Source organism: Nonomuraea sp. NPDC049709 (genome assembly GCF_040674815.1).
Taxonomy (GTDB): Bacteria; Actinomycetota; Actinomycetes; order Streptosporangiales; family Streptosporangiaceae; genus Nonomuraea.
The window spans coordinates 42,348-68,089 of record NZ_JBFANM010000042.1; the positions used below are offsets into that span (position 1 = coordinate 42,348).

The window sequence follows — 25,742 nt, forward strand, 5'->3', positions numbered from 1 at the left end:
CCGCCTTCCAGGGACATGCGCGCGATTGCCGAGGATCGATCAGTTCTTGCGGTACGCCGAGGGCCGGACGCCGGTCTGCCGCAGGAAGGCCGACGACAGCGCGCCCGGACTGCCGAACCCGCACCGCCCGGCGATCTGCTCGATGCTGAGGGAGCTGGTGGACAGCAGCCGCTGCGCCCGCTCGATCCGCAACCGGGTGAGGTACCGGTGGGGTGTCTCGCCGGTGGCCTCCCGGAAGACGCGGACGAGATGGTACACGCTCAGGTGGACCTCGGCGGCGACGGTGGCCAGCGTCAGAGGCTCTGCCAGGCGCTCCCGCATGATGGCGACGGCCGCCCGGACGGCGGCGTGCTCCGGACCGGGCAGGCGCTCGTTCCTGCCGCGGGTCAGCAGGTGGGTGGCGAGGAACGCCGCGGCGGTCTCCGCGTACAGGTCGCTGAGGCCGCCGGTGCCCGGCAGCGAGCGCAGGAGCTGTTCGACCACCGGGTCTCCGGCCGTCAGGGCGGCGGACAGCGCCTCGAAGTCGGGCTCGGGACCGCCCAGCGCTCCGGTGGCCTGCTGGACGGCCGGCGAGGGGATGTGCACCTGGACGGTGCTCAACCCGGACGTCGCCCGGTAGCTGAGCGCGGTGGCGCGGCCGGGGACCATGAGCTCCAGATGCCCCGGAACCCAGCGACGCCGGACGGGTTTGCCGCCGGCGCGCATCCGTATGTCCGCGTTCCCGGCGACGCAGAGCACGAGATGCAGGTCGGACACCGCGGGGAGTGGAAGGTGCTCGGCCTCGGGCGCATGGGTGAAGCTCTGCACGAGCAGTGCTCGCCAATCCGAATCGTCCCAGCTGTTGTACGTGTGCCGCACGTACGCCGGTGTGTCGAAGCCGGCATAGGGCGCCAGATCGAAGTCGGGCGAGTCGAACACCCTGCGAGTCTAGCCGGGGACGCTCAGGCGGTGGCGCCGCCGCGGATGTCATCGCCGAAGGCGGCGGCCAGTGCCTCCGCGATCAGGCCGGGCAGGTCGGTCCGCCCGTCGTCCTCGGCCCAGCGCACCAGCGCCGTGTGCAGGGCGGCGAGGCAGGCGCTGGCCGCCACCTGGACGCGGAACGCCGTGTCCGGGTCGGTGGCATCACCCCCGAGGGCATCGGCGATCGCCTGCCGAAGGGCGTACTGGTTGTCCAGGTGCCTGGCCCGCAAGGCCGGGGTCGAGATCATCAGCCGCAGGCGGGCGAGCAGGAACCGCTTCCCCGCCAGGTCGTTCCCCTGGCCGTCACCGGTGAGCGTTGCGGCCGAGTCGATGAGCGCGCCGCCGATGCGGCGGACCAGGGGCTGCTCGGCGGACGACGCGACGATCCGCTCGGCGACGAGCCGGGCGTGCTGGTCGACCAGCACCAGGTCCTCTTCGTGGGGAAGTGCCGGTAGACGGTCATGGGCGACACGCCCGCGGCTTCGGCGACGTCGGTCATGGTCGTGGCGTCATAACCGCGCTCGGTGAACAGCCGCACGGCGTGCAGCTGGATCGTGCGCTGCGTCTCGGCTCGCCGCTGCGCTCGCAAGGTTGAGTGCTGATCGGACATTTGGTAGACACTACCGAAGGGATAGATACCACCAATTCGGTAGTGACTAACAGAGTGGAACGGTGGGCATGAGTGATCTGACCGGCAAGACGGCCCTGGTGACCGGAGCGTCGCGCGGCATCGGGCGGGCGATCGCGATCCGGCTGGCGGTGAAGGGGGCGACGGCCATCGTGCACTTCGGCACGGACAAGGACGGCGTGACGGCCACGGTCGACGAGATCGAACGTGCCGGTGGGCGCCACGACGCGGGCGGAGTTCGACCACCTCTTCGCGGTCAACGTACGGGCGCCGTACTTCATCGTCCAGCGAGCGTTGCCGCTGCTCCGCGACGGTGGGCGCATCGTCACGATCTCGTCCGTGGCCACCCGGATGGCCAATCCCGCCCAGACCTCGTTCGCCATGACGAAGGGCGCCGTCGAGACGATGAGCATGACCCTGGCCAACGAGCTCGGGGCCCGCGGAATCACGGTGAACGCGGTCGCTCCCGGCGCCACCCGGACCGCCACCAACGGACCGGCATTCGAAGCGCCGGGCCTGGCCGAGCTCATCGCCGGGTCGACGGCGCTCAACCGCCTGGGGGAGGCCGACGACGTGGCCGACGTCGTCGCGTTCCTCGCCTCCGACGCCGCCCGCTGGTCCCGACGGCGGATCCGCCTCACCCGGCGATGACGAGATCACCGGGTCCGGCTGGTCGACAGGTGGGCCAGCAGCAGATCCAGCGGACGCGGCACGCGATCGAGGTCGAGTGCCGCGACGAGCAGGCCGGAGTAGCGGATCTTGCGGCCACCGCCTGATCCCATGAACCGGCGCAACTGGTCGTGAGTGGGGCTCCCGCGCCACGCGGGTTGCTTCTGGAGCGTACGAAACGAGCTGAGCTCGCCCTCGGCAGCGACGACACGCTCGACCGCGGCGGTGCCGAGGGCGCGGATCAGCTCGTCCTCCAGGTCGGCGACGCACACGAAGAACCCGAGCGCCTCCAGATCGCTTCGGCCGAGATCGCACCCAAGGCCGGCGCGCTCGAGACTCCTCCGGAAGTCGCCCTCCTCCCCGACGTCGCACAGGCCGGCCAGCCGGAGGCCGCGACCGGCAGGCCCGAACCTGCCGACGTACGTCCCGATGTTCGTGGCACCGCCCATCGCCACGACGGAGATGCCTTCGGCCGCCAGGTTCCGGCCGTGGCGCTCGGCCAACGCTTCGATGGCCGATTTGTCACTGACTCCCTCGACCAGGACCACGGTATGCGTGTCGCTCACGAGCCCAGCCTCGCACCGAGCCTGGAGGGGTTCACCTCCTTTTACGCGTCGCCGCCGTAGTCGTCCGCCTGGAGGCGGCCTCCGCACGTACCGTTCCGCCGAATTGGCCGATGAATCGCGCACGGCTGGGTCGCCGACGCCGTCACCGCCTTCGACATCGTCGACGCCGAAAGGGCGGCGGCGGCACATCACCGCCGGCTCCGACCCCGACCTGTTCTGGGCGCTGCGCCGGCGGCGGCGACTTCGCCGTCGTCACCGCCCTGGAGCTGACCCTGCCTCCCGCGCCGCGCCTGTTCGGCGGCCGGATCCTGTGGGCGGGGGAGCACGCCGCCGAGGTCATGGACGCCTACCGGCAGATCACCGCCGCCGCGCCGGAGGAGCTGACGGTCTGGCTGGACCTGCTGCACTTCCCCGGCTCCGCGCCCATGGTCGCCGTGGACGCCACCTACCTCGGCGACGAGGACGAGGCCCGGGGCCGGGCCTGGCACGCGGCGAACTGCTGACCGAACTGGACGACGCCGCGGCCAAGGCCCTGCTCGCCGGACCGATCGCCCCGCTGCCGCCTGCGGGCCATCACGCGTCGCCACGATCCGCACAACGTCTTCCGGTCCAACTTCCCGGTGGGAGGCTGACGGCGCCGGCTGATGATCGTCGTCAGGTTGCGGCTTCGGCCGCGCCGCCGCTCGGGAGGAGGGCCAGGAGCTGTCGCGTGTGGCCGGGCAGCTCGACCTCCGCGAGGCCCGTGATGAGGTCCCTCAGTGGTACGGGCGCGTCGACCAGGGCGGTGTCCTTGGACAGGAGCCGGGTGGGCACCGGTGTGTCGAGCTCGGTGTCGCTCAGCGCCGGCCCTCCGAGCGCGCAGAGGGCGTCCGCCTGGAGACGGATGCGCTCGCGGAGCCCGGCGTTGCCGCCGGTGAGCGTGATGAGGCGTTCGATGGTCCAGGTGTCGAGGGCCATGCGGTTGTCGTAGGTCGTGTTCGCTCCCGACGCGATGGTGGAGACGGCTGCGAGGGTGGTGGCGTTGAGTATGGCGACGTGCGCCAGGATCTGGTCGGCGTTCCACTCACCGGCCGGCGGGAGCGGGCCGGCATCGCCGTGGCCGTCCACGGTGGCGGCGGCGTCCAGCAGCGCGCGGTAGGCGTCCCGCAGGGGGATGGTGTCCATCAAGGTCTGCTTTCTGCAGTCGAACGACAAGGCTCGGGACGATGCCGGCTCAGGCGTGCGCGCGGTACATCTCCCACGGCGCCTGCGGAAGGACCTCGCCGGTCTCCAGCAGCGACTTGAGGTTCGCCAGGACGGCCGGCCATCCGTGCGAGATGCCGTTGGCCATCTCCTGGTTGGGGAGGTTCTCGTGGGTCACGGTGAGGCGGACGATGTCCTGGTGCGGTTCGACGAGGAAGGTGACCACCGACGGGTCCCTCGGCTGTTCGGCGTCCGGGGCGTCGTCGAAGGTGATGACCAGGCGCGTCGGGGGCTCGGTCTCGATCACCCGGCCGACGACGTCGACGATGCCTGATCCGTCGACGCGCCGGTGCTCCCAGGGCGAGCCCGGCTGCCAGTCCGAAACGTTGGCGTGTCCCCAGTAACGCGCCGTGAGGTCCGCGTCCGTCAGGGCTTGCCACACCTGCTTCGCGCTTGCGCGGATGTAGGTGACGTAGACGTAGGTCGGCACGGATGTGCGTGCGTCGGTCATGGCGTACTCCTCTGCCTGGTTCTTGATGGCACTGATCGCTTGCAGACGGGGCCTGTCGAACCCCGAGATCCAGCGCTCCTCGATCTCGTGGATGGGGGCCGGGTTGAGGTAGTGCAGCCGCTCCCGCCCACGTCGTACGACGGTCACGAGGTTGGCGCGCTGGAGGATGTCGAGATGCTGGGTCGCTGACTGGCGCGCCATGTTCAGGCGTTCGCACAGCTCGCCCAAGGTCTGGCCGTTGTGCTCGCGCAGACGGTCGAGCAGGAGTCGCCGGGTGGGGTCGGCCAGCGCTTTGAAGACCGAGTCCATCGCTCTCGCTTCGAGGCTCACACCTTCATTATGCAGGTATTTACCTGCATAACGTCAAGTGGCCGATCGAACCGGGGTCGCGGCGGCGGAAGAGGAGAGTGGAGCCGGGGCTGTACCCAGCGGCCGGTCCGAAGGCGTACGGCGACACCGAATCCGAGGGCACCGCGGGATGCGGCGGCTCTCAGGCCCTCACAGGACAGGCGGCGGCGACATCCGGCTCCGGGACGCGGCGGACCGGCTGGATGCCGCGTTCCCGCACCGTGGCCGGCGGCGAGGTCGCAATCACTCGGCGACGCCGGTGACGGTCCCCGACGGGTCGGTCACGTACCGCCCCTTCGACAGATCGACCAGGACGAGCTCATTGCCGAAGGGGTCGGCGACGATCGCGACCCGGCCCACGGGGATGTCGGACGGATCGGCGACCACCCGGCCCCCCGCGGCCACGATCTCGGAGGCGGCCTCGTCGGCCGACCGCACCAGCCACGTCGGCGCCAGGTTGAGCCGGGTGGCCAGGACGATCTCCGCATCGCTGTCCGGCAGGCCGAGTCCCGCCTGACCGAGCTGATCATTTCGCCACAGCAGCTCGTGCCCGAGACGGTGCTGGTAGAAACGCAGCCCGCTGTCGAGGTCCGGCACGGGAACGGTGACCGCGTCGATCTTCTGGAACAGAGGTGTTGACCGCATGATCTCACCGTCACGTGTCCCAGGAGGACCGGTCAAGCGCGGCCGAGCCGCCTCCCCGCCTCCCCGCCGCCCCGGCGATCAAGGGTGCGCCGGGGGCGACGACAATGAGGTACATGACACGTGCTGTGTACGTCGCGGCGGGCGAGGCGGCGAGCAACAAGGGAACCGTCGCCCTGGGCCTGGTGGAGTTGCTGTCCCGGCAGGTGGAGACCGTGGGGGTGTTCCGGCCGGTGGTACGGGAGGGCCGCGAGGATGCCCTGATCAACACCATCCGGAGCAGGTTCCAGCTCGCCCTGCCCTACGAGGCGTGCGCGGGCGTCACCTACGACGAGGTGCACGCCGACGTCGAGCGCGCGGCCGGGGACGTCGTGGCCCGCTACCGGGCCCTGGCCCGCGGGTGCGACGCGGTGGTGGTGGTCGGCACCGACTACACCGACGTGGGGGCGCCGACGGAGTTCGGGTTCAACGCCAGGCTGGCCGCGGACCTGGGCACGCCGGTGATCAACGTGGTGAGCGGGAAGGGCAGGACCGCCGCGGAGATCTCCGCGGCGGTCGAGCTGTCGTCCAGGGAGCTGGCCCAGCATCATGCCCACGAGCTCGCGGCCGTGGTCACCCGGGCGGATGCCGGGCAGCTCACGATCGCGCACGACACGCCGCTGTTCGTACTGCCGGAGGCCCCCTCGCTGCGCGCGCCGACCGTCGCCGACCTGCTCAACGCGTGTGACGGCAGATTCTTCCTGGGCCAGCGGGACGGGCTGGGCCGCGAGGCGAGCGCGCTGATGGTGGGCGCGATGTCGCTGCCCAGCATCCTGGAGCGCTACACCGAGGGCGCCGCGGTGATCATCCCGTCCGACCGGGCCGCCGCGCTGCTGCCCGGCCTGATCGCGGCGCACACCTCGCCGGGCTTCCCGGCGCTGTCGGCGGTGGTGCTGACCGGCGGCACGGATCTGCCGGACCCGGTGGACCGGCTGCTGCGCGGCATGACGATCCCGCTGCCGGTGATCGCCACCGAGCACGACACCTTCGACACCGCGACCCGCCTGTCGGCGGTGGAGGGCCGGTTCACGCCCGAGGCCGACGGCAAGATCGACACGGCGTTGCGGTTGTTCGCCGAGCACGTGGACGGCGGGCTGCTGCTGGAGCGGCTGGCGATCGCCAAGACCGACGTCGTCACGCCGCTGATGTTCGAGTACGAGCTGCTGGACCGCGCCCGCACACCGCGCCGGCACATCGTGCTGCCCGAGGGCGAGGAGCCGCGCATCCTGCGCGCGGCCGACGTCCTGCTGCGGCGGGGCGTGGCCGAGCTCACCCTGCTCGGCGACGAGGAACGGATCCGGGTCCAGGCCGCCCAGCTCGGCCTGGACCTGGACGAGGCCAGGGTGCTCAGCCCGTTCGACGCGGAGCTGCGCGAGCGGTTCGCCCGCGAGTACGCCGAGGTCCGGGCGCACCGGGGGATGACCGTGGAGCTGGCCCGCGACACCGTCACCGACGTCTCCTACTTCGGCACGCTGATGGTGCACACCGGCATGGCGGACGGCATGGTGTCGGGCGCGGCGCACACCACCGCGCACACGATCAGGCCGGCGTTCGAGATCCTGCGCCTGGGCCTGGTCTCCAGCGTGTTCTTCATGTGCCTGGCCGATCGGGTGCTCGTCTACGGCGACTGCGCGGTCAACCCGGACCCGACCGCCGAGCAGCTGGCCGGCATCGCGATCGCCTCGGCGCGCACCGCGGCGCTGTTCGGCGTCGATCCCAGGATCGCCATGCTGTCGTACTCGACGGGCGCCTCGGGAGCCGGCGCCGACGTCGACAAGGTCCGCACCGCCACCGCGCTCGTCCGCGAGCGCCGTCCCGACCTCCAGGTGGAAGGGCCGATCCAGTACGACGCCGCGGTGGATCCCACGGTGGCGCTGGCCAAGATGCCCGGCAGCCAGGTGGCCGGACGCGCCACGGTCTTCGTGGTGCCCGACCTCAACACCGGCAACAACCTGTACAAGGCGGTCCAGCGCAGCGCCGGCGCCGTCGCGGTCGGCCCGGTGCTCCAGGGGCTGCGCAAGCCGGTCAACGACCTGTCCCGCGGCGCCACCGTGGCCGACATCGTCACCACCGTCGCCGTCACGGCCGCCCAAGTGGCCGACGACAGCCTCTGAGTGGGCGGGCGAGCGGGTACGGGAGAGGTACAGGGAGCATGCGTGTCCCGATCGGGGAGCGGCCCGTGACAACCTGAGCGCGAAGATCAGGCGGGCCTTCTGCCCCAGGCGGAGCGGGCACCAGACGCCGGATCTATGTCAGCCGGCACCGGTCCCCTGACAGGTCCCCGTGCCAGGAGAAGACGCTGGTGCAGGAGTGGGTGCCCGCGGCGTCGCCAACCATGACGACCACGGTCACCTGGTAATAGCCGCCTCCAGCGCACCCCCACCCGGACAGCTTGTAGTACTCGCCGTCCGGGGTGCGGGTGCCGGAGAAGCATTCATGGAAGCCATCCGCTCGGGCGGGAGCGGCGGCGAGTGAGACGGCCAGGAGCGCGGCGCCGGCCGCGGCGGCGAAGCGTCGGAGAGTCATGACCTGACCGTAGAAGCGCGGTGCAGGCCGGCCTAGATGCGGTCTGTCACCAGGAGATGTGCATTCCTCACCAGCGGCGAAGCTCCGGCCTTGGTCCGCGGCCCAGAGCGGGGGCTTCCAGGGAAGGGGCCCGATGGAGAATCCGGCTCGACACCACCCAGGAGCGCCAGCTCTTCGCTCGCGACGCTCTCCTTTCCGATCGGAGGCGGGCCGTCCATCTGATGCAGGTCAGGGCCTGCGCTTTCTCGACTCTCGCGTGGACATGAATGTCCTGAGAATGGCCGGTCGATGTCCTGGGCTGTTTCCCCTCGATGAACCGAGACTGTTTCTCAACCACTCCGGCGAACTCGATGGGAGAGCCCATGCAGACAGCAGGAAGGTCGGGGAAGACGCGGCCCATGGCCCGGCTCCTGGCGACGGTGGCCGTGCTTGCGGTGCCCCTGGCGGTTACCGCCTCGCCCGTGTCGGCCACGACCGCGAATCGGGCCGTTCCGGCTCAGGCGGCTCTGGCCTGTGCCACTCCCTGTGATTGGTATTCAGCGGCGGTTTCATCAAGGATCACTGCCCTGAAAATGGCCGAGACGCAGGCGAGAGCGTTCGCGCTCCAGGGTTATCTGATCAACATGACGACGGTGGTCAAGGCACAGGCCGACGCCGCCCGTTGGAAAGGGCGCGTGAATTACCAGGCGCGGTAGTGCCGGGAAGACTGATGTCTGCTGGGAGTCTGGGGCTCTCCGAGGTGAGGACGCCCCCCGGCAATGGATCTTTTTCCATAGAGGGGAGCGTTCGGGTGGCGCGACCGTCGAAGTTCGGCGATGAGTCCCAGGTGCGCGACGAACCGGCTGCTTCCTGAGCCGGCCGGCGACCGCGGCCCCGCTTGCGCCTTCGGCGGCCGCGGTGCGGGCGTCAGGCGTTGTGAACGGTGCTGACCAGGCGATGTCCATGACCGCCTCGTCGGGCACGGTACGGTCCGCCGCGACAGTCGGTACGATCCGCGGCTCCTACCGGTCCGGTCGAGGGCGGGGCTCCCGGTGATGGAGCTTGCGCCGGGTTTCCCAGTCGCTGGCGGACCCCAGAACGCCGGTCGCCGAGTGGCGCCGGCCCGGGTCCTGATGAGCCGCCCCTGGACGTCCAGCACGGCCTCCGCCGTCCGCCGTCGCATCGCGAGCCTCCGCCGCCCCATCGCGTGCCCGGGGGGCGGGGGCGAGCGTGACCTTCGCGTCGAGCACCGGCTCGTGCGCCGGCCTGGCCGGCCAGGCCACGGTCTCCCTGGCGGGTGGCGTCGAGAGCGATGGGCCTGTGCCTCGTTCGTGGGCACCTCCTTCGCATCCGTTGCTGATGCCTCCACCCTCTGACCAGCCCGTACGCCGCTGCCAGGGCGGCCCGCACGGACGACGGCCGGTTCCGCTCCGGCGACCTCGTGGCGTTCCGGCGTGGCAGGCCGGCCAGGTACGAGATCCCCCGGCCCTTCGTCTGGGCCGACGCCCTCGCCCGCATAATCGGCCGTACGAAACCAACCCCTAATACGACGAACAGAACATTTCGCACGATTTTTTGGGGTAAATGCGGCGCCGGTGCCAGGGAAAGGTAATCAGCCCGATCACGTAGGGCGCCCGAGCCCAAGAATGATCTACCGGTGGGGGTTCCAGCTCTGTGACGTGGGCGATCACAGGGAACCCTGTTATTGATGGGATCTGTGGGTTTTGACGGGTTGTTTGGGTTTAAGGAGGTAACTGAGAATATCTGTATGGGTACGTCTGCTTCCGTCTGGGTGCCCGCCAGAAGCGTGGGTGCCGGAGTCTGGCCGATGTATCCATGAACGGAAACGAGAGCAAATGAACACCAAGATTCGGCAGTCGTGGGCGCCGCGCCATGGGCGGCTCGCGGCACTGGCTCTAACCGGCGCGGTCGCCGCCGGCGTCATGGCCCTTCCCCTGGGCATGGGGGTGGCCAACGCGAGCGCGGGCTTCCCCGCTGTCCAGGCCGGGGGTCCGCCGGCCGAGCCGGTCAAGCACGTCTCGAAGCCTAGGTACGTCCCGAGGGAGAAGCCGATCCTGCACCACCCGCGGTGGCGTCCTCCGAACATCGACGTCATCATCGACAACGACAACCGGTCCCACAACAGGCAGCACCACCGCTTCGACCGGCGCCACGAGGAAGTCAGGCGTGACGTGGTCAAGCCGGAGCCGGTCAAGGACGACAAGGAAGACAAGATCGACAAGGTCGAGCCGGAGAAGCGCGACGACGGTAACTGGTGGTGGCCGGACGGGCTGGACTGATCCCTCGTCCCGGTGAACCCGCCCACGGCGGCACCGCGTTCGTGTCCCGGCTCGCCCGTCGAGCCGGGACACGAAGGCGATGGAGGCCGCCGGTGACGCGGCCCAGTGCTCGGCGCGGCTCCGCCGGCATCGAGCACTGGGAGGCGCCGGCTCAAGCCAGGCGGGCCACCCCGTCGAGGAGCCGGTCCACGTCGGAGCGATCGTTGTAGTGGACCAGGCCCGCGCGGACCGCCCCGCCCGTGTCGCGCAGGCCGAGCACGCCGGTCAGCTCCCAGGCGTAGTTGTGGCCGTTCCAGACGTTCACCCCCAGCTTGGCCAGGTGCTCGGCGACCTGGCGCGGGGTACGGCCGGCGACGTTGAAGTAGGCGGTGGCCGTGCGCCTGGCCGGCTTGCCGTACAACGTGACGTGCGGCATCGTCTCCAGCCCCGCGACCAGCACCGCGAACAGCGACAGCTCGTGCTCCTCGGCGGCGGTCATCGAGGTCAGCAGGCGGTCGCGGCGGTTGCCCGTGCCCGGCACCATGGCGGCCAGATGATCCACGGCCGCCGTCACCCCGTCGAGGTCCGCGAACGCGGCCGTCCCCATCTCGAACCGCTCCGGCACCGTGTCCGGCGAGGAGGCCAGCTTGTCCGGCCTGATCGTCTCCAGCAGCGCGGGGTCGGCGACGACCGCGCCGATGTGCGGGCCCGACCACTTGTACGCGCTGGTGGCGTAGAAGTCGGCGCCCAGCGCGCGCATGTCCACCGGGCCGTGCGGGGTGGCGTGCACGCCGTCCACGTACACCAGTGCCCCGGCCTGGTGCGCCAGCGCGGCGATGGCGGGCACGTCGGGGCGGGTGCCGAGGATGTTGCTGGCCGCCGTGACCGCGACCACCCTGGTGCGCTCGTTGATCAGGCCGGCGTACTGCTCGACCGGCAGCTCCCCGGTGACCGGGTCCACCTCGGCCCAGCGTACGGCGGCGCCCGTCTGGGTCCAGGGACGGACGTTGGCGTCGTGGTCCAGCCGGGAGACCACCACCTCGTCGCCCGGCCCCGCGACGGCCCTGGCCAGGCGGTAGGTGAGGGTGGTCATGTTCGGGCCGAGGAGCACGCCGTCCGGATGGCCGCCGACCAGGTCGGCGACGGCGGCGCGGCAGGCGGCCACGATGGCGTCGGAGCGGTGGCTGGCGGGGAAGGCGCCGCCGACGTTGCCGATCCCCGTCCGGTAGGCGGTGGCGATGGCGTCGATCACGGGCCGGGGCACCTGGGTGCCGGCGGCGCCGTCGAGGTAGGCGTAACCGTCGGAGAGCGCGGGGTACGTGGCGCGTACCTCTTTGATGGGGAAAGGCATGATAGGTAGATGCTCACCCTGCGCGACCTCAACCGTGCCACGCTGGCCCGCCAGCATCTGCTCTCCCGCCACGAGGGCGACGTGGCCGACGTCGTGCACCGGCTGGCCGGGCTGCAGGCGCAGGAGCCGCGGCCCCCGTACCTGGGGATCTGGAGCCGGCTGGCGGGGTTCGAGCGCGACGACCTGCACGCGGCGCTGCACGCGCGCACGCTGGTGCGGGCCACCATGTGGCGGGCCACGCTGCACCTGGTGACGGCCGCCGACTTCGCCGTGTTCCGGCCGGTGGTGCGGCCCGTGCTGGCCGCCGCCGCGCGCCGCTTCCCGGAGGTCGACTTCGACGCGGTCGTGGCCGCCGCCGACCGGCTGCTGGCGGCGGGGCCCATGACGTTCAACGAGCTGCGGCCGCGGCTTCTGGCGGAGTTCCCCGACGCGTACGACCGCGCGCTCGGCTACGCGGTACGCATGCTCACCCCGCTGGTCATGGAGCCGACCGAGGACCGGTGGAGCTTCCCGCGCGAGCCGTCGTTCGGCCTTCCCGGCATCGAGCCGGCGCCCGCCGGCCCGGAGGCGCTGATCGGGCGGTACCTGGCCGCCTTCGGCCCCGCCACCCCCGCCGACGTGCAGACCTGGTCGGGGCTGGGCGGGCTCAGGAAGGTCATGGAGGGCATGGACCTGGAGCGGGTCGCCGACTTCGCGGGCCGACAGCTGTTCGACCTGCCCGGCGCGCCCAGGCCGGGCGGCGACGTGCCCGCGCCCGTACGGTTCCTGCCCGACTTCGACACCCTGGTCCTCGGCCACGCCGACCGCACCCGGGTGCTGGCCGAGGAGTACAAGGGCCGGGTGGCCACCAAGAACCTGCGGGTGAGGGCGGTGTACCTGGTGGACGGGTTCGCCGCCGGGACGTGGCAGATCAAGCGCTCGGGAAAGAAGGCCAGGCTGCTGGTCAGCCCCTTCGCCGGCGCCGACCTCGGTCTCCTGGAGGAGGAGGGGACGCGGCTGCTGGCCTTCGCCGAACCGGACGCTGTCACCCTTTCCCTTGAAGTGGCGGACACAGTCTGATTTGTTCGTGGCGGAGGTGGGACGATGCCGCAGTTGACCGCCCTGGACGCGCAGTTCCTCCATTTCGAGACCGCCACCAACATCGCCAACATCGCCGGCCTGGCCGTGCTCGACGGCGACCTGAACCGCGCCGACCTGCAGGCCCTGCTCGAACGGCGGCTCCCGTACGTGCCCGCCCTGCGGCGCAAGCTGGCCACGGTGCCGCTGGGGCTGGACCACCCGTACTGGATGCAGGAGGACGACCTGGACCTCGACTACCACGTACGCGAGATCGGCCTGCCCCCGCCCGGCGACGACCGGCAGCTCGCCGACCAGATCTCGCGCCTGCACTCCCGCCGGCTCGACCGCGGCCGCCCGCTGTGGGAGATCTACCTGATCCACGGGCTGTCCGACGGCCGCATGGGGCTCTACACCAAGATCCATCACGCGGCCGTGGACGGGATCGGCGGCGCCGACGTTCTGGCCGCGCTGCTTGACACCAGCCCCGAGCCCGCGCCGGCGCCGGCGGACGCGCCGGAGCGCGACTCGCCGCCGCCCGGGCCGGCCGGCATGCTGGCGCGCGGCCTGGCCAGGCTGGCGACCAACCCCGCCTACGCCGTACGGTTCGCCGCCCGCGCCATCCCGCACCTGGACGAGATCCCCGTCGTCTCCTCGATCCCGGGCGCCAACCTCGTCTCCGGGCTGGCCCGCCGCCTGGCCGGCAGCGGCCGGGCCCCGGACCTGCCGCCGCTGCCCGCCCCCAGGACGCCGTTCAGCGGCCCCCTGTCGGGACACCGCCGCTTCGCGTTCGTGTCGCTGCCGCTGGAGGAGATCAAGCAGGTGCGCAAGGCGTTCGGGGTCACCGTGAACGACGTGGTGATGGCCGTGTGCGCGGGCGCGCTGCGCAGGTGGCTGGCCGCGCACGGGGGCGTGCCGCGCCAGCCGCTGGTGGCGGGGGTGCCGTTCTCGCTGCGGGCCGCCGGGGTCGAGGGGCCCGGCAACCAGGTGGCGATCATGACGGCGCCGCTGGCCGTGCACGTCGCCGACCCCGTCTCGCGCCTGCACCACGTGCGGCACGCCATGCACCGGATCAAGGACCGCTTCTCGCTGGCGCCCGCGCGGTGGCTGCGCGAGTTCAGCGAGTCGATGCCGGCCGCGCTCATGGGGCTGGCCTCGCGTTCGGCGTTCGGGCTGGTCGGGCAGGCCGCGCCGCCGATCAACGTGATCGTCTCGAACGTGCCTGGCCCCCAGTTCCCTCTGTACGTGTGCGGCGCGCGGCTGCTCACCCACTACCCCGTCTCGGTGATCACGGACGTCAGCGGCGGCGTGAACATCACGGCGTTCTCCTACGACGGCTCGCTGGACATCGGCGTCGTGACCGACAGGGAGATGGTGCCGGACGCGTGGGAACTGGCCGGGGACCTGCGCGCGGCCCTCGACGAGCTGCGCAACGCGGAAGGGAACTTGCCGCATTGATCCCTACGCTGGGCGCATGACCCAGACGTTGAGCCTCCGGGCGCTGAACCGCACGACCCTGGACCGCTAGCTCCTGCTGAGCCGCGCGCCCCTGACGGCCGCCCAGGCCATCGAACGGCTGGTGGCGGTGCAGGGCCAGGAGGTCGACGCCCCGTACATCGGCCTGTGGACCCGCCTGGCCTCCTTCACCCAGGACGACCTGGCCGCGCTGCTGCACGGCAAGCAGGTCGTGCGGGGCTCGCTGCTGCGCGGGACCCAGCACCTGGCGCTGGCCGACGACTACGTGTGGGTCCGGCCGCTGATGCAGGTGATCCTCAACCGGACACGGCAGGCGGCGTTCGGGCGGGTGACGCGCGGCGTGGACGTCGAGGAGCTGGGGGCCCTGGCGCGCGGGCACCTGGCCGGGCGCACGCTGACCCGCCCGCAACTGCGCGACCTGCTGCTGGAGCGGTGGCCGGAGGCCGATCCGACGGCGCTGGGCTTCTCGGCGCAGGCGCTGCTGCCGATCGTGCACACGCCGCCGAACGGGCTCTGGGGGCGGGGCGGGGCGACGCCGTTCACGCTGGCGGAAGAGTGGCTGGGGCGGCCGATGGAGTGCTCGCCGCCGATCGAGCGGCTGGTGGTGCGCTATCTGGCGGCGTTCGGGCCGGCGAGCGTGATGGATGTGCAGATGTGGTCGGGCCTGACCCGGCTGCGCGCGGTCATGGAGGCGATGCCATCTCTCCGGAAATATCAGGACAGCGCGGGTCGTGTCCTCTACGACCTGCCGGACGCCCCGCTGGCCGCCGAGGACGTGCCCGCCCCCGTACGCTTCCTGCCCTGGTTCGACAACCTCGTCGTCGCCTTCGCCGACCGCACCCGCATGATGACTGCCGAGCAGCGCAAGGCGGTGTGCGTGGGCGCGGCCGTCTACCCCACCTTCCTGGTCGACGGAACTGTCGGTGGCATGTGGGACCTTAAGGACGGCGTGCTGACGGTCGAGCCCTTCCACCCGCTGCCCGACGCGGTGATGGCGGAGCTGGCCAGCGAGGGGGCGCGCCTGATGGCCTTCGCCGGCGTCCAGGAAGGGGAGATCGCATGGTCACCGCCCAGGAGCTCTATGACGACCTCGTGATGGAGCATCTCGCGAGGCCCGAGGTGAGCATGGGGCGCATGTTGCACTCCGACGGCCTGCGGGTCAACGGGAAGGTCTACGCGTTCTTCGCCCGGGATCGGGTGATCGTCAAGCTTCCCGCGGCGCGCGCGGGCGGCCTGGTGGCGGACGGCACCGCCGAGGTGGTGCAGATGGGGACCCGGCGGATGCGGGATTGGGTGGGGCTGCGGGCGCCGGACGAGGAGGTGTGGCGGGGGCTGCTGGCGGAGGCGGCCACCTACGTGCAAGGCCTGACCCGCTGACCGCGCGGGCCGGGCGCGGGCGCTCAGCGCACGGCGTACGCGCCGACGGCCGGCTCCAGCAGGCCGAAGACCCGTCGCGCGACCTCGGCGAGCGCGGCGGCGGTCCCGTCGTCCTGCGTGTCGTCCTGCCCGTGGTCCTGCCCGTCGCCATGCGCGTCGGCACCCGGATCGGCATGCGCGTCGGCACCAGGGTCGCCTCCGTCGCCCAGGTCGCCCAGGTCGCCCGGGTCGCCCGGGTCGCCCGGGTCGCCCGGGTCGCCCGCGGCGCCCGCCAGCATGCGGGACTGCAGGTCGCGGAAGAGCAGCCGGTCGGCCGCGGCGAGCTGCGCGGCCACGGCCCGCGCCGTCAGGGGGTCGCCGGGCGTCTCCGTCGCGAGCTGCCGGGCAAGGGCATCCTCGCGCTGGTCGTGCAGGTCGCGCAGGCGGGCGACCAGGGTCGGGCTGTCAGCGATCATCCGGGCGAAGACCGGTCCGGTGAAGCCGATGACGGGGTCGCGCCGCTCCAGCGCCGCGAGATATTCGCGGCGCACCGCCCCCAGCGCCGACTCCCCGGCCGGGCGCCGCGCCACCGCCTGCGCCAGGCCCGCCACGAACTCCTCGTGGTGGTCGAGGGCCAGGTCCTCCTTGCGGGGAAAATAGTTGGTCACGGTCATCTTGGCCACCCGGGCGGCGGCGGCGATGTCGGCGATCGTCGTCCGGTCGAAGCCACGTTCCAGGAACAGTTGGGTAGCGTGGTCAGAGATGGCCTGCCTGGTCTCTCGCTTCTTCTGTTCCCTCAAGCCCAAGGTGTCGATGCTCATAGCCGCAGTCTTCCACAAATTTTTAGGTTCGACCTTATTTTAGGTTGACCCTCCGCTGGAGGGGACCTAAAGTTAGGCGCGACCTAAGTTTAGGCCCGCCGTCCAACCGCCCCCAAAGCGAGCGAGGAGTGTGTTTTGTCCCAAGCAGCAGAGGTTCTCGAACTGGACGACAACGTTGCCGACGGTGGCACGGCCGTCGGCGCCGATTCGGTCAAGACCTATCTCAAGGAGATCGGCCGCGTGCCGCTGCTCACCGCCGAGCAGGAGATCGAGCTGGCCAAGCGCATCGAGGCCGGGCTGTTCGCCAGAGAGCGGCTCGACACCGAGCCGGGCCTGCCCGCCGGGCTGCGCACCGAGCTGGAGTGGATCGCCGAGGACGGCGAGCGTGCCAAGCGCCGCATGCTGGAGGCCAACCTGCGGCTGGTGGTCTCCATCGCCAAGCGTTACACCGGGCGCGGCATGCTCTTCCTGGACCTCATCCAGGAGGGCAACATGGGCCTGATCCGGACGATCGAGAAGTTCGACTACCGGCTCGGCTACAAGTTCTCCACCTACGCCACCTGGTGGATCAAGCAGGCCATCACCAGGGCCATGGCCGACCAGGCCCGGACGATCCGCATCCCGGTGCACATGGTGGAGCTGATCAACAAGGTCGCGCGGATGCAGCGCCGCCTGCAGAGCGACCTCGGGCGCGAGCCCACCCCCGAAGAGATCGCCAAGGAGTGCGAGCTCGAAGTGGAGCGGGTCGCCGAGATCCAGGGCTACGGCCGCGAGCCGATCTCCCTGCACATGCCGCTGGGGGAGGAGGGCGACAGCGAGTTCGGCGACCTGATCGAGGACACCGAGGCCGTCTCCCCGGCCGAGGCGGTCTCGTTCACGCTGCTCCAGCAGCAACTGCACGCCCTGCTCGACCAGCTCTCCGAGCGCGAGGCCGGGGTCATCAGCATGCGCTACGGCCTGACCGACGGCAAGCCGATGACGCTCGACGAGATCGGCCGCGTCTACGGCGTCACCCGCGAGCGGATCCGCCAGATCGAGGCCAAGACCATGTCCAAGCTCCGCCATCCGTCCCGCTCACTGGCCCTGCGCGACTACCTGAGCTGACCGCCCGCCGCCGCTTGGTTACGAGGTGCGGACTGAAAGGCTGCGCAAACGGGAACTCAAGACTGTCGCCACAGCCCTTTGGGAGGCGATGTGGCTGGCCTAGATTCCAAGGCGTGAAACGCTCTCGTTCGAGCCTCGTCCACCAAGTGACGTACGCGATCAAGAATCCCCACAAGATCCCTCCCCACGTGCGGCGGCTGGCCCGCGACACGTGGTTCAGGCTGCGTACGCGGGACCACGTCTCCTATTACCGGGCCGTCATGAGGTCCGACACCGCCCGCGACCCCGAGGGAGCCGTCGGCTCGCACAACCACCGGCGGTGGCTGGCGCTGGGCCGCATGCAGTTCGACTACCTCGTCGAGCACGGCCTGAAGCCGGAATGCCGGATGCTGGAGATCGGGTGCGGCAACCTGCGGGCGGGCCACCTGTTCATCGACTACCTGCACACCGGCAACTACTACGGCATCGACATCTCGCCCGACATCCTCATGGCCGCCCAGGACACGCTTGTCCAGCACGGGCTGGGGGAGAAGCTGCCGCACCTGACCCCCGTACGCGACCTGCGCTTCGCCTTCCTGCCCGACGAGCACTTCGACGTCGTGCACGCGCACAGCGTCTTCTCGCACTCGCCGCTGGAGGTGATCGACGAGTGCTTCGCCCACGTGGGCAGGGTGATGAAGCCGGGCGGCTGGTTCGACTTCACCTTCGACCGCACCGAGGGCAAGGAGCACCAGGTGCTGCGGGAGGACTTCTACTACCGCACCGAGACCCTCATCGCGCTGGCCGGCAAGCACGGGCTGCGGGCGCAGTTCATGGAGGACTGGGAGCGGCTGCCGCACAAGCAGTCGAAGATCCGCGTCACCAGATCGGCGTAGCAAATACTCAGGTGCGGACGATCGGGGGCCGACCCTAGGGTTGGGGCACGTGAGAGACGTACGGTCACTGCCCAAGGCCCACCTGCACGTCCACCTGGAGAGCACCGTACGCCCCGGGACCGTGCGCGACCTGGGCGGCACGCCCGGGCCCGAAGGGGTGTTCAGGACCTTCAGGGAGTTCGCCGACCAGCGGGCCCGGGTGCGTGAGCTGCTGCGCGCGCCGGAGCACTTCCGGCGGATCGCGCTGGAGTTCTGCGCGGACGAGGCGGCCCAGGGCACCCGGTACGTCGAGGTGACCTTCACCGCCGCCTCCCACGGCGAGCGCGTGGGCGACCCTGAGATGCCGCTGGAGGCGGTGCTGGACGGGCTCGCGGAGGGGCAGGCCCGCCACGGGATCGTGTGCCCGGTGCTGCTCGACCACTCCAGGCGGCGGCCGGTGGAGCGGTTGTGGCGGACGTACAAGCTGGCCGGCCGCCACGACCGGGTGATCGGGATCGGGCTGGCCGGGGACGAGAGCCACCCGCTGGCCCCGTTCGCGGAGGTGTTCGACGCGGCCCGGGACGCGGGGCTGCACCTGGTGCACCACGCGGGCGAGGCGGCCGGGGCGGCCAGCATCCGCGAGGCCCTCGACGTGGGGCATACCGAGCGGCTCGGGCACGGCATCCGGGTGCTCGACGACGAGGCGCTGGTGGCGGAGGTGCGCGAGCGCGGCATCCCGCTGGAGGTCTGCCCCACCTCGAACGTCCTCCTCGGGCTCGTGCCGTCCCTCGCCGAGCACCCGCTGCCACGGCTGCGGGCCGCCGGGCTGGCGGTCACGGTCAACACGGACGGGGAGACGGCGCTGGCGGAGGAGTACACCCGGCTGCGCGAGGTCTTCGGGTACGGGGACGGGGAGCTGGCCGCGCTGGCCAGGGCCTCGATCGACGCCTCGTTCGCCCCGGAGCCGCTCAAGGCGGAGCTGCGGGCCGGGGTGGACGCGTGGCTCGCCGCCCCGCCCACCGGCCCGGCAGCCGCCTCCCCACCGGAGGCTCCGTGACCGCCACGCCCGGCGCGTGGTCCCCGCCTGCCGCGTTCTGGCTGCTTGTGGCGCTGTCGGGTGGCTGATGGGACGGAGGGAGGATCGCATGGGGGCGGTGGGTGACGGGTTGCCCGCGACGGTGCTGGAGGCGGTTCTGGGGCGGTCGGGTGGGTCGGTCCTGAGCTGCCGGGCCGAGCCGGTCGGTGGCGGCAGCGGGGCGGCGACCGGTGCGGTGGTCAGGCTGACCGGGATCGCGCTGAGCGGGGGAGTGGAGGTGCCGTTCCGGGTCGTACGCAAGGAGTTCCGGCCCGTACGCACCGGGCGGCACGCTCCGTACGCGGGGGACCCCCGGCACTGGGCGTACTGGCGGCGCGAGCCGCTGGCGTACGCGAGCGGCCTGCTGCCGTCCGGGCCGGGGCTGGCCGCGCCGCGCTGCTACGGGGTCGTGGACGGCATGGTGTATCTGGCCGACGTCACCGGTCCGCCCGAGTCACCGGACGTTGCCGCCCGCCGGCTCGGGGCGTGGCAGGCGGGTGCGGTGGTGCCGGATGTGCCCTGGCTCGGCGGCCACCAGCTCGCCCAGCGCGTGGCGGCCACCGAGTGGACGCCGGTGGACGCCGGCCCGCCCATCGAGCGGCTGTGGCGACGGCGCGACGGTGGTGCTGGACTGGGCCACGCTGGGTGCCGGGCCACCCGGGGCGGACCTGGCGGCACTCGCGCTCAGCACGTTCACGGACCCCGTGGAGGACTTCCTGACGGGGGCGGACGGGCGGCTGCGGCGGGCAGACGTCGAGCTGGGGTACCGTGCGACGCTCGCCCTGACCGGCGCGGGACGGGTGCACTGGATGTTGTCGCGAGGAACGCCGCTGCCCGACGGCTACGAGGAGTTCGTGCTGTCTCGGGCTCCTTGACCGGATATGGCCAGCCTCCCGGCCCGCAGGCTGCCTAGACTGCCTCGCCATGACCTCCGAACAGAGCCGTGACCTGGTCAAGCGCGCCTGGCGGGCGTTCTCGACCCGGGACCGCGACGTGATCGCCCCCTTCTTCACCGAGGACGCCGAATGGCTGGCGCCCCCCGGCAACGCCACCGCCGACGCCCTCGGCGGCTCGCACCACATGGTGGGCAGGGACGCCATCGCCCACTTCCTGACGGTCGACTTCCCCCGCCTGTTCGTGGCCGACGTCTCGCTGACCTTCCGCGGCTTCTACGCCGACGGTGACGTGGTGGTCGTGGAGGAGACCATGGAGGCCACGCTCGCCGGCGGGAACGCCTACCGCAACGACTACTGCTTCGTCTTCGAGCTCCGGGACGGGCAGATCCACCGGGTACGCGAGTACATGGACACCGCCAGGGGCCGCCGCATGATGCAGGGAGCCGTGCCATAGCCGATGGTTATGGCGGCAGGTCTTGGACGGGAAGCGTGGGCCGGGCACAGCATGAGGGCATGACGATCATGATGCGTGTGGCGGTGCAGGCGGTGGCGCTCGGGGTGGTGGTCGCCGCGACGGCCGGCTGTTCGCAGGGCACCGGACCCGGACCCGGACCCACCCCGCCCGGCGGCACAGCGCCGAGTGCCGCCGCCACCTCCGCATCCCCGCCCAGGACGCCCACAGACGGGACCGTGCCGGAGGGGCAGCGGGCGTTGGTGGCGCGGTTCGTGGGGGCGGTCAATGCCGGGGACGAGGCGGGCGTCAGGGACACCTTCGCTCCCGAGGCCCGGTTCGACAGCGTGGGACGGATCTACCAGGGGCGGGAGGAGATCATGGACCGTTTCCTGGTCCCCGAGGTCATCCGGGCCGGTGGACGGTACACGTTGCTCGCCCTGACTCCGGGCCAGGACGGGCGGGTCGTGGCCGAGTACGACTACGACACCGGCGGCGGCGGCCGCGAGCACTTCACCTACGACTGCGAAGTGCGCGCGGACCGCTTCGCCGACTGCGTGGGCCGTTACGTGTGAGCGATCTGGATCACCGCGGCGCCCAGCGGCTCCAGCGCGACCTCGCCCGCCACCGGCCGCCCGGTGAGCAGGTCCGTCCCCTCCCCTCCCACGGGGACGGACGCGCCCGCCTCGGCGCTGTGGTTGAGCAGGAAGACGTACTCGTGCGTGGCGTCCCCCCGCACCGAGCACTCCACGTGCGCCGGAACGCCCTCGAAGCGCGAGCGCACCCCCGCCCGCGCCACCGTCTCGGCCACCACGGCGTCGAACGCGTCCCGCTCCAGCAGGGTCGCGAAGTAGACGACCCGCCCGGCGCCGTACCGGTTCTCGACCACGGCGGCCCGCCCCTCCAGCAGCCCGTCCGCGTACGTCGCCAGCGCCGTCCCCGTCTCCAGGTGCAGGTCGTCGCGCCACCACGTCGCGGTCGCGCGCCGCCCGTCGGCGAACGACACGGCGAACTCCTCGTGCGGCCGCGCCGGCCAGTACTCGTCGATCTTCGCGCCGATGAGCCGGCGGAACGCCCCCGGGTAGCCGTCCGGGCGCACCCGGTTGTCGGCGTCCACGACGCCGGAGAAGAAGGACATGATGACCGTGCCGCCGTTCCTGGCGAAGGCGTCGATCCGGGACGCGGCCTCGTCGGAGATCAGGTACGCGTTCGGCACCACCAGCACCTTGTACCCGTCCAGCGACGACCCGTGGGACACCACGTCCACGGCGTGGTGCCGCTCCCACAGCGGCGTGTAGTGCCGCATCACCGTGTCGGTGTAGCTGAAGTCGGACCGCGGCAGGCCGAAGACCTCCTCCAGCCCCCACCAGCCGTCCCAGTCGAACAGGATCGCGATCTCCGCCTGGGAGCGCGTGCCGGCCACCGGGGCGAGCAGCCTCATCTCCCGCCCGAGATCGGTGATCTCCCTGAACGTGCGCGAGTCCGGCCCCGAGTGCGGCAGCATCGCCGAGTGGAAGCGCTCCTGGCCGCCCCGGCTGGCCCGCCACTGGAAGAACATCACCGAGTCGGCCGCCCGCGAGACCGCCTGCAGCGAGCCGAGCCGCATCCGTCCCGGCTCCTTGACGATGTTGAGCGCCCACTGGCTGACCGCGCTGCTGGACTGCTCCATCAGCATCCACGGCTGCCCGCCCTTGAGCGAGCGGAACAGGTCGTAGTTGAAGGCCGCCGACACGTGGGAGTCGGCGTCGGCCGGGTTCGGGTAGATGTCGAGCGCGGCCGCGTCCTCCTCGGGCGCCCACTTCCAGTAGTCGGCGTGGCGGAAGAAGCGCATGAAGTTCGTCATGACCGGGATGTCGTCGCGGAAGGAGCGCACGATGTCCCGCTCGGCGATGTAGCACTCCAGCAGCGCGTCGGAGGTGAAGCGCTTGAAGTCGAGCCGTCGGGTCGGGTTCATCCAGTTACGCGGGATGTGCGGGACGTCGACCTGCTCCCAGTCGGTGTAGACCTGACCCCAGAACCGGGTGGTCCACGCCTCGTTCAGCGCGTCGAGGGTGCCGTACTTGCGCTGCAGCCAGCGGCGGAAGTTGACCGAGGCGGCCTCGCCGTACGACGTGGGGCCGTACTCGTTGCTGATGTGCCACATCGCCAGCGCCGGGTGGAAGGAGTAGCGCTCGGCCAGCTTGGTCGTGATGTTCGCCGCGTACTCGCGGTAGATCGGCGAGGACGGGTCGTAGTGCAGGCGATTGCCGAAGCCGAACGGTTGCCCGTCCTCCCTGATCGGGAACACCTCGGGGTGCAGGTGCGTGAGCCAGACGGGCGGCGCCGCCGTGGGGGTGGCCAAGTTGACGCTGATGCCGTTCTCGTGGAGGAGATCCATGATCTCGTCCATCCAGGCGAACTCGTACTTGCCGGGCTCGGGCTCCAGCGAGGCCCACGCGAACACGCCCAGGCTGACGGCGTTGACGCCGGCCTCGCGCATGAGCCGGACGTCCTCCCGCCAGACGGCACGGTCCCACTGCTCGGGGTTGTAGTCCCCGCCGAAGGCGAAACCGCCCACGCGCCGCCGGAAGGCTTCCATACGTGACATTTCAGGTACTCCCGTTACTGGTGATCGTCAGTGCTCGACAGACACGGTCGTCAGGCGCCGCTCGTCGCCGGTGAACGCGTACACCGGGCCGGTCACCAGGACCGTGCGCTCCTCGACCACGTCCGCGACCGAGCGGCGCACCGACACGCCGACCTCGCCTGGCTCGACCACGCGCCGCCCATCGCGGCCGGTGAACGACAGCAGCCGGGCCGGTACGTCGAAGGCGACCCGCGCGCTCTCGCCGGGGGCCAGCTCGACGCGGGCGTACCCGACGAGCTGCGCGAGCGGCCGGGTGACCGAGGCGATCCGGTCGGAGGCGTACACCTGCACGACCTCCGCGCCCGCCCGTTCCCCGGTGTTGCGCACCACCACCGAGCAGCGGATCGGCTGCCCGGCCCGCACCTCCGCGGCCACCGTGAGGTCCGCGTAGGCGAAGCTCGTGTAGCTCAGCCCGTGCCCGAAAGGCAGGGCGGGGGCGGGGTCGAGGTTGCTGACCGAGCCGGCCCCGCCCAGCTTCGGGTGCAGGTAGCTGTACGGCTGGCCGGCGGTGCCGCGCGGCATGCTCATCGGCAGCCGGCCCGACGGGTTCACCGCGCCGCTCAGCACGCGGGCGATGGCGACCGCGCCCTCCTCACCCGGGAAGTACGCCTGTACGACGGCGGCCGCGTCGCGGAGCAGCCCCGGCACCGCGTACGCGCGGCCGGTCATCAGCACCACCACGGTCGGCGTGCCCGTGGTCAGCACCGCCTCGGCCAGCTCCGCCTGCGCGCCCGGCAGGTCGAGGCCCTCCACGTCGCAGCCCTCGCCCGAGGTGCCCCGGCCGAACAGCCCCGACCGGTCGCCCAGCACGAGGATCGCGACGTCCGACCCGGCGGCCAGGCGGGCGGCGGCGGCGATCCCCGAGCGATCGCCGTCGTCCACCCCCGTCCCCCGCTCGGTCGCGAGCTCCGCGCCGGGCAGTTCCGCCCGCAGCGCCTCCAGCAGCGTGGGCGCGGCCAGCCCCGTTTCCACATCGGGGAAGTGCGGCAGCACATGGTTGACGAAGGAGTAGCAGCCGAACAGCGCGGCCACGTCGTCGGCGTTCGGCCCGACGACCGCGACCTTCCTGCCCGAGGCGTCGCCGAGCGGGAGCACGCCGTCGTTGGTCAGCAGCACGACCGACTCCTCGGCCAGCCGCCGCGCGACGTCGCGGGAGGCGGGATCGTCGAGGTCCACCCGGCCGTCTTCCGGGCCGTTCACGGGGCCCTCTTCCGCGCGGCCCGGCTCGGGGTCGTAGTCGTCGTCGAGCAGCCCGAGCCCGGCCTTCTGCCGCAGCACGCGGCGCAGCGCCCGGTCGATGAGCGCCTCGTCGATCCGGCCGGAGGTGACCGCCCGCGCCAGCGGCTCCAGGTAGGCCACCCCGGTCGGCAGCTCCACGTCGATGCCCGCCGTCAGGGCCTGCACGGCGGCGTCCTCGGCGTCGGTGGCCACGGCGTGCAGGGTGTGCAGGAAGGCGATGGCGAAGTAGTCGGCGACGACCGTGCCCTCGAAACCCCAGTCGTCGCGCAGGACGCGGGTCAGGTAGTGGTCGTCGGCGGCGATCGGGACGCCGTCGATCTCGGCGTAGGAGTTCATGACCGAGCCGGCGCCCGCGTCGCGCACCGCGACCTCGAACGGGAACAGCAGCGTGTCGGCCACCTCGCGGGCGCCCGCGTGCACGGGGGCGAGGTTGCGGCCGGCGCGGGAGTTGGAGTAGCCGACGAAGTGCTTCAGCGTCGCGATCACGCCCGTGGACTGCAGGCCGCGCACGTAGGCGGCGCCGATGGTGGCGACCTCGTACGGGTCCTCGGAGACGCACTCCTCCACCCGCCCCCACCGCTGGTCGCGGATCACGTCGAGCACGGGTGCCAGACCCTGGTGCACGCCCAGCGCGCGCATGCTCGCCCCGATCCGGCGGCCCATCTCCTCCACCAGGTCCGGGTCGAACGACGCACCCCACGACGGCGGCGCCGGATAGGTCGTGGCCCGCCACGCCGCCAGCCCCGTCAGGCATTCCTCGTGCACGAGGGCGGGGATGCCGAGCCGCGTGTTCTCGCGCAGCCAGCGCTGCCGCTCGGCCAGTGCCGAGCGAGCCCAGCCGGGATCGACGGGCCTGGTGCCGAAGTGGCGGGTGATCTGTCCCAGGCCGTCCCGGGCGAACGCCTCGAACTGCACGTCCTCACCCTGCATCGAGTCCTGCAGCGGTGCGACCACGCCCTCGTCGCGGTTGACGTTCAGCCACACGCCGACCAGCTGGGCGAGCTTCTCGCCGAGCGACATGTCGGCCAGCAGTTTCTCGACCCGTCGCAAGCGGTGCTCGGTGATCTCCGGCCGCTCAGCACGTGCAGGCATACACCCTCTTCATCGT

25 protein-coding genes and 2 pseudogenes are annotated in these 25,742 nt (G+C 71.6%); 15 read left to right on the plus strand and 12 right to left on the minus strand.

The genetic code is table 11. The features are described from left to right. Nucleotides 1-39: 39 nt before the first annotated feature. The 3 genes and pseudogenes from AB0J69_RS35775 to AB0J69_RS35785 all read right to left on the minus strand — a co-directional run. Complete coding sequence (locus tag AB0J69_RS35775; protein ID WP_364126747.1) at nucleotides 40-918, minus strand: AraC family transcriptional regulator; 879 nt, start codon at nucleotides 916-918, stop codon at nucleotides 40-42. A gap of 23 nt (nucleotides 919-941) precedes the next feature. Then, nucleotides 942-1,385, minus strand: coding sequence for a hypothetical protein (locus AB0J69_RS35780; RefSeq protein ID WP_364126749.1), 444 nt, complete (start codon nucleotides 1,383-1,385; stop codon nucleotides 942-944). A 56-nt stretch (nucleotides 1,386-1,441) separates the two neighbouring features. Further along, nucleotides 1,442-1,570 (minus strand): annotated as a pseudogene (locus AB0J69_RS35785) (TetR family transcriptional regulator); the annotation flags it as partial. 68 nt (nucleotides 1,571-1,638) lie between these two features. Between AB0J69_RS35785 and AB0J69_RS35790 the strand changes: the two are divergent. Continuing rightward, nucleotides 1,639-2,239: pseudogene (locus AB0J69_RS35790) on the plus strand (SDR family oxidoreductase). Between the two features lie 5 nt (nucleotides 2,240-2,244). Here the strand turns inward: AB0J69_RS35790 and AB0J69_RS35795 are convergent. Continuing rightward, on the minus strand, nucleotides 2,245-2,823 hold the full coding sequence (locus AB0J69_RS35795) for a TOPRIM nucleotidyl transferase/hydrolase domain-containing protein (protein WP_364126751.1): 579 nt from the start codon (nucleotides 2,821-2,823) through the stop codon (nucleotides 2,245-2,247). Between the two features lie 110 nt (nucleotides 2,824-2,933). On the opposite strand from AB0J69_RS35795, the gene AB0J69_RS35800 reads away from it, so the two are divergent. Then, a complete protein-coding gene (locus tag AB0J69_RS35800) occupies nucleotides 2,934-3,326 on the plus strand; it encodes a hypothetical protein (RefSeq protein WP_364126754.1) in 393 nt (130 codons plus the stop codon). A 151-nt stretch (nucleotides 3,327-3,477) separates the two neighbouring features. On the opposite strand, the gene AB0J69_RS35805 is transcribed toward AB0J69_RS35800, so the two are convergent. From AB0J69_RS35805 to AB0J69_RS35815, 3 genes are all read right to left on the minus strand, one after another. Further along, nucleotides 3,478-3,987, minus strand: a complete 510-nt coding sequence (locus tag AB0J69_RS35805; protein ID WP_364126756.1) for a hypothetical protein — start codon at nucleotides 3,985-3,987, stop codon at nucleotides 3,478-3,480. A 49-nt stretch (nucleotides 3,988-4,036) separates the two neighbouring features. Continuing rightward, entirely contained in the window at nucleotides 4,037-4,846 is an 810-nt protein-coding gene (locus AB0J69_RS35810) for a metalloregulator ArsR/SmtB family transcription factor (protein WP_364126759.1), read from the minus strand. 261 nt (nucleotides 4,847-5,107) lie between these two features. Next, the gene (locus AB0J69_RS35815; RefSeq protein WP_364126761.1) at nucleotides 5,108-5,509 is read right to left on the minus strand and encodes a VOC family protein; all 402 of its coding nucleotides are present in this window, start codon (nucleotides 5,507-5,509) and stop codon (nucleotides 5,108-5,110) included. Between the two features lie 113 nt (nucleotides 5,510-5,622). Here AB0J69_RS35815 and pta point away from each other — a divergent pair, with 113 nt between their 5' ends. Next, a complete protein-coding gene (pta, locus tag AB0J69_RS35820; RefSeq protein WP_364126764.1) occupies nucleotides 5,623-7,659 on the plus strand; it encodes a phosphate acetyltransferase in 2,037 nt (678 codons plus the stop codon). A 133-nt stretch (nucleotides 7,660-7,792) separates the two neighbouring features. Here pta and AB0J69_RS35825 read toward each other — a convergent pair whose 3' ends face one another. After that, nucleotides 7,793-8,071: a hypothetical protein gene (locus AB0J69_RS35825; RefSeq protein WP_364126767.1), complete on the minus strand. Its 279-nt coding sequence runs from the start codon at nucleotides 8,069-8,071 to the stop codon at nucleotides 7,793-7,795. 398 nt (nucleotides 8,072-8,469) lie between these two features. On the opposite strand from AB0J69_RS35825, the gene AB0J69_RS35830 reads away from it, so the two are divergent. Beyond that, nucleotides 8,470-8,766 (plus strand): hypothetical protein, encoded by a 297-nt coding sequence (locus tag AB0J69_RS35830; protein WP_364126770.1) that lies wholly within the window; start codon nucleotides 8,470-8,472, stop codon nucleotides 8,764-8,766. 1,140 nt (nucleotides 8,767-9,906) lie between these two features. Further along, nucleotides 9,907-10,350, plus strand: a complete 444-nt coding sequence (locus AB0J69_RS35835) for a hypothetical protein (RefSeq protein ID WP_364126773.1) — start codon at nucleotides 9,907-9,909, stop codon at nucleotides 10,348-10,350. Between the two features lie 151 nt (nucleotides 10,351-10,501). On the opposite strand, the gene AB0J69_RS35840 is transcribed toward AB0J69_RS35835, so the two are convergent. Continuing rightward, the gene (locus AB0J69_RS35840; protein ID WP_364126776.1) at nucleotides 10,502-11,680 is read right to left on the minus strand and encodes a cysteine desulfurase-like protein; all 1,179 of its coding nucleotides are present in this window, start codon (nucleotides 11,678-11,680) and stop codon (nucleotides 10,502-10,504) included. Nucleotides 11,681-11,689: 9 nt separating this feature from the next. Here AB0J69_RS35840 and AB0J69_RS35845 point away from each other — a divergent pair, with 9 nt between their 5' ends. The 4 genes from AB0J69_RS35845 (at nucleotide 11,690) to AB0J69_RS35860 (ending at nucleotide 15,589) form a co-directional block, all read left to right on the plus strand. Beyond that, nucleotides 11,690-12,739, plus strand: a complete 1,050-nt coding sequence (locus tag AB0J69_RS35845) for a winged helix DNA-binding domain-containing protein (RefSeq protein WP_364126778.1) — start codon at nucleotides 11,690-11,692, stop codon at nucleotides 12,737-12,739. A 24-nt stretch (nucleotides 12,740-12,763) separates the two neighbouring features. Then, complete coding sequence (locus AB0J69_RS35850; RefSeq protein ID WP_364126780.1) at nucleotides 12,764-14,194, plus strand: wax ester/triacylglycerol synthase family O-acyltransferase; 1,431 nt, start codon at nucleotides 12,764-12,766, stop codon at nucleotides 14,192-14,194. Between the two features lie 121 nt (nucleotides 14,195-14,315). Beyond that, a complete protein-coding gene (locus tag AB0J69_RS35855) occupies nucleotides 14,316-15,308 on the plus strand; it encodes a winged helix DNA-binding domain-containing protein (RefSeq protein WP_364126783.1) in 993 nt (330 codons plus the stop codon). Next, complete coding sequence (locus tag AB0J69_RS35860; protein WP_364126785.1) at nucleotides 15,272-15,589, plus strand: hypothetical protein; 318 nt, start codon at nucleotides 15,272-15,274, stop codon at nucleotides 15,587-15,589. Before AB0J69_RS35855 ends, AB0J69_RS35860 begins: the two co-directional genes overlap by 37 nt. 23 nt (nucleotides 15,590-15,612) lie before the next feature. Here the strand turns inward: AB0J69_RS35860 and AB0J69_RS35865 are convergent, their stop codons facing one another. Then, nucleotides 15,613-16,389 carry a TetR family transcriptional regulator gene (locus AB0J69_RS35865; protein ID WP_364126787.1) on the minus strand — a complete coding sequence of 259 codons (777 nt, stop codon included), beginning with the start codon at nucleotides 16,387-16,389 and terminating at the stop codon, nucleotides 15,613-15,615. Nucleotides 16,390-16,524: 135 nt separating this feature from the next. Between AB0J69_RS35865 and AB0J69_RS35870 the strand changes: the two genes are divergently transcribed. The 6 genes from AB0J69_RS35870 to AB0J69_RS35895 all read left to right on the plus strand — a co-directional run bounded on the left by AB0J69_RS35870 (nucleotide 16,525) and on the right by AB0J69_RS35895 (nucleotide 21,344). Further along, nucleotides 16,525-17,493: an RNA polymerase sigma factor gene (locus AB0J69_RS35870; RefSeq protein ID WP_364126789.1), complete on the plus strand. Its 969-nt coding sequence runs from the start codon at nucleotides 16,525-16,527 to the stop codon at nucleotides 17,491-17,493. Between the two features lie 113 nt (nucleotides 17,494-17,606). Continuing rightward, complete coding sequence (locus AB0J69_RS35875; RefSeq protein ID WP_364126792.1) at nucleotides 17,607-18,368, plus strand: class I SAM-dependent methyltransferase; 762 nt, start codon at nucleotides 17,607-17,609, stop codon at nucleotides 18,366-18,368. A 49-nt stretch (nucleotides 18,369-18,417) separates the two neighbouring features. Continuing rightward, nucleotides 18,418-19,404, plus strand: coding sequence for an adenosine deaminase (gene add / locus AB0J69_RS35880; RefSeq protein WP_364126794.1), 987 nt, complete (start codon nucleotides 18,418-18,420; stop codon nucleotides 19,402-19,404). Between the two features lie 638 nt (nucleotides 19,405-20,042). After that, nucleotides 20,043-20,297, plus strand: coding sequence for a hypothetical protein (locus tag AB0J69_RS35885; RefSeq protein ID WP_364126796.1), 255 nt, complete (start codon nucleotides 20,043-20,045; stop codon nucleotides 20,295-20,297). Nucleotides 20,298-20,346: 49 nt separating this feature from the next. Then, nucleotides 20,347-20,772, plus strand: coding sequence for a nuclear transport factor 2 family protein (locus AB0J69_RS35890; protein ID WP_364126799.1), 426 nt, complete (start codon nucleotides 20,347-20,349; stop codon nucleotides 20,770-20,772). Between the two features lie 59 nt (nucleotides 20,773-20,831). Next, nucleotides 20,832-21,344 (plus strand): nuclear transport factor 2 family protein, encoded by a 513-nt coding sequence (locus AB0J69_RS35895; RefSeq protein ID WP_364126802.1) that lies wholly within the window; start codon nucleotides 20,832-20,834, stop codon nucleotides 21,342-21,344. On the opposite strand, the gene AB0J69_RS35900 is transcribed toward AB0J69_RS35895, so the two are convergent. Together AB0J69_RS35900 and AB0J69_RS35905 are read right to left on the minus strand one after the other, a co-directional pair. Further along, entirely contained in the window at nucleotides 21,335-23,356 is a 2,022-nt protein-coding gene (locus tag AB0J69_RS35900) for a beta-galactosidase (protein WP_364126804.1), read from the minus strand. The genes AB0J69_RS35895 and AB0J69_RS35900 overlap by 10 nt on opposite strands. A gap of 27 nt (nucleotides 23,357-23,383) precedes the next feature. Continuing rightward, nucleotides 23,384-25,726 (minus strand): glycoside hydrolase family 3 N-terminal domain-containing protein, encoded by a 2,343-nt coding sequence (locus AB0J69_RS35905; protein WP_364126806.1) that lies wholly within the window; start codon nucleotides 25,724-25,726, stop codon nucleotides 23,384-23,386. Between the last annotated feature and the right edge of the window lie 16 nt (nucleotides 25,727-25,742).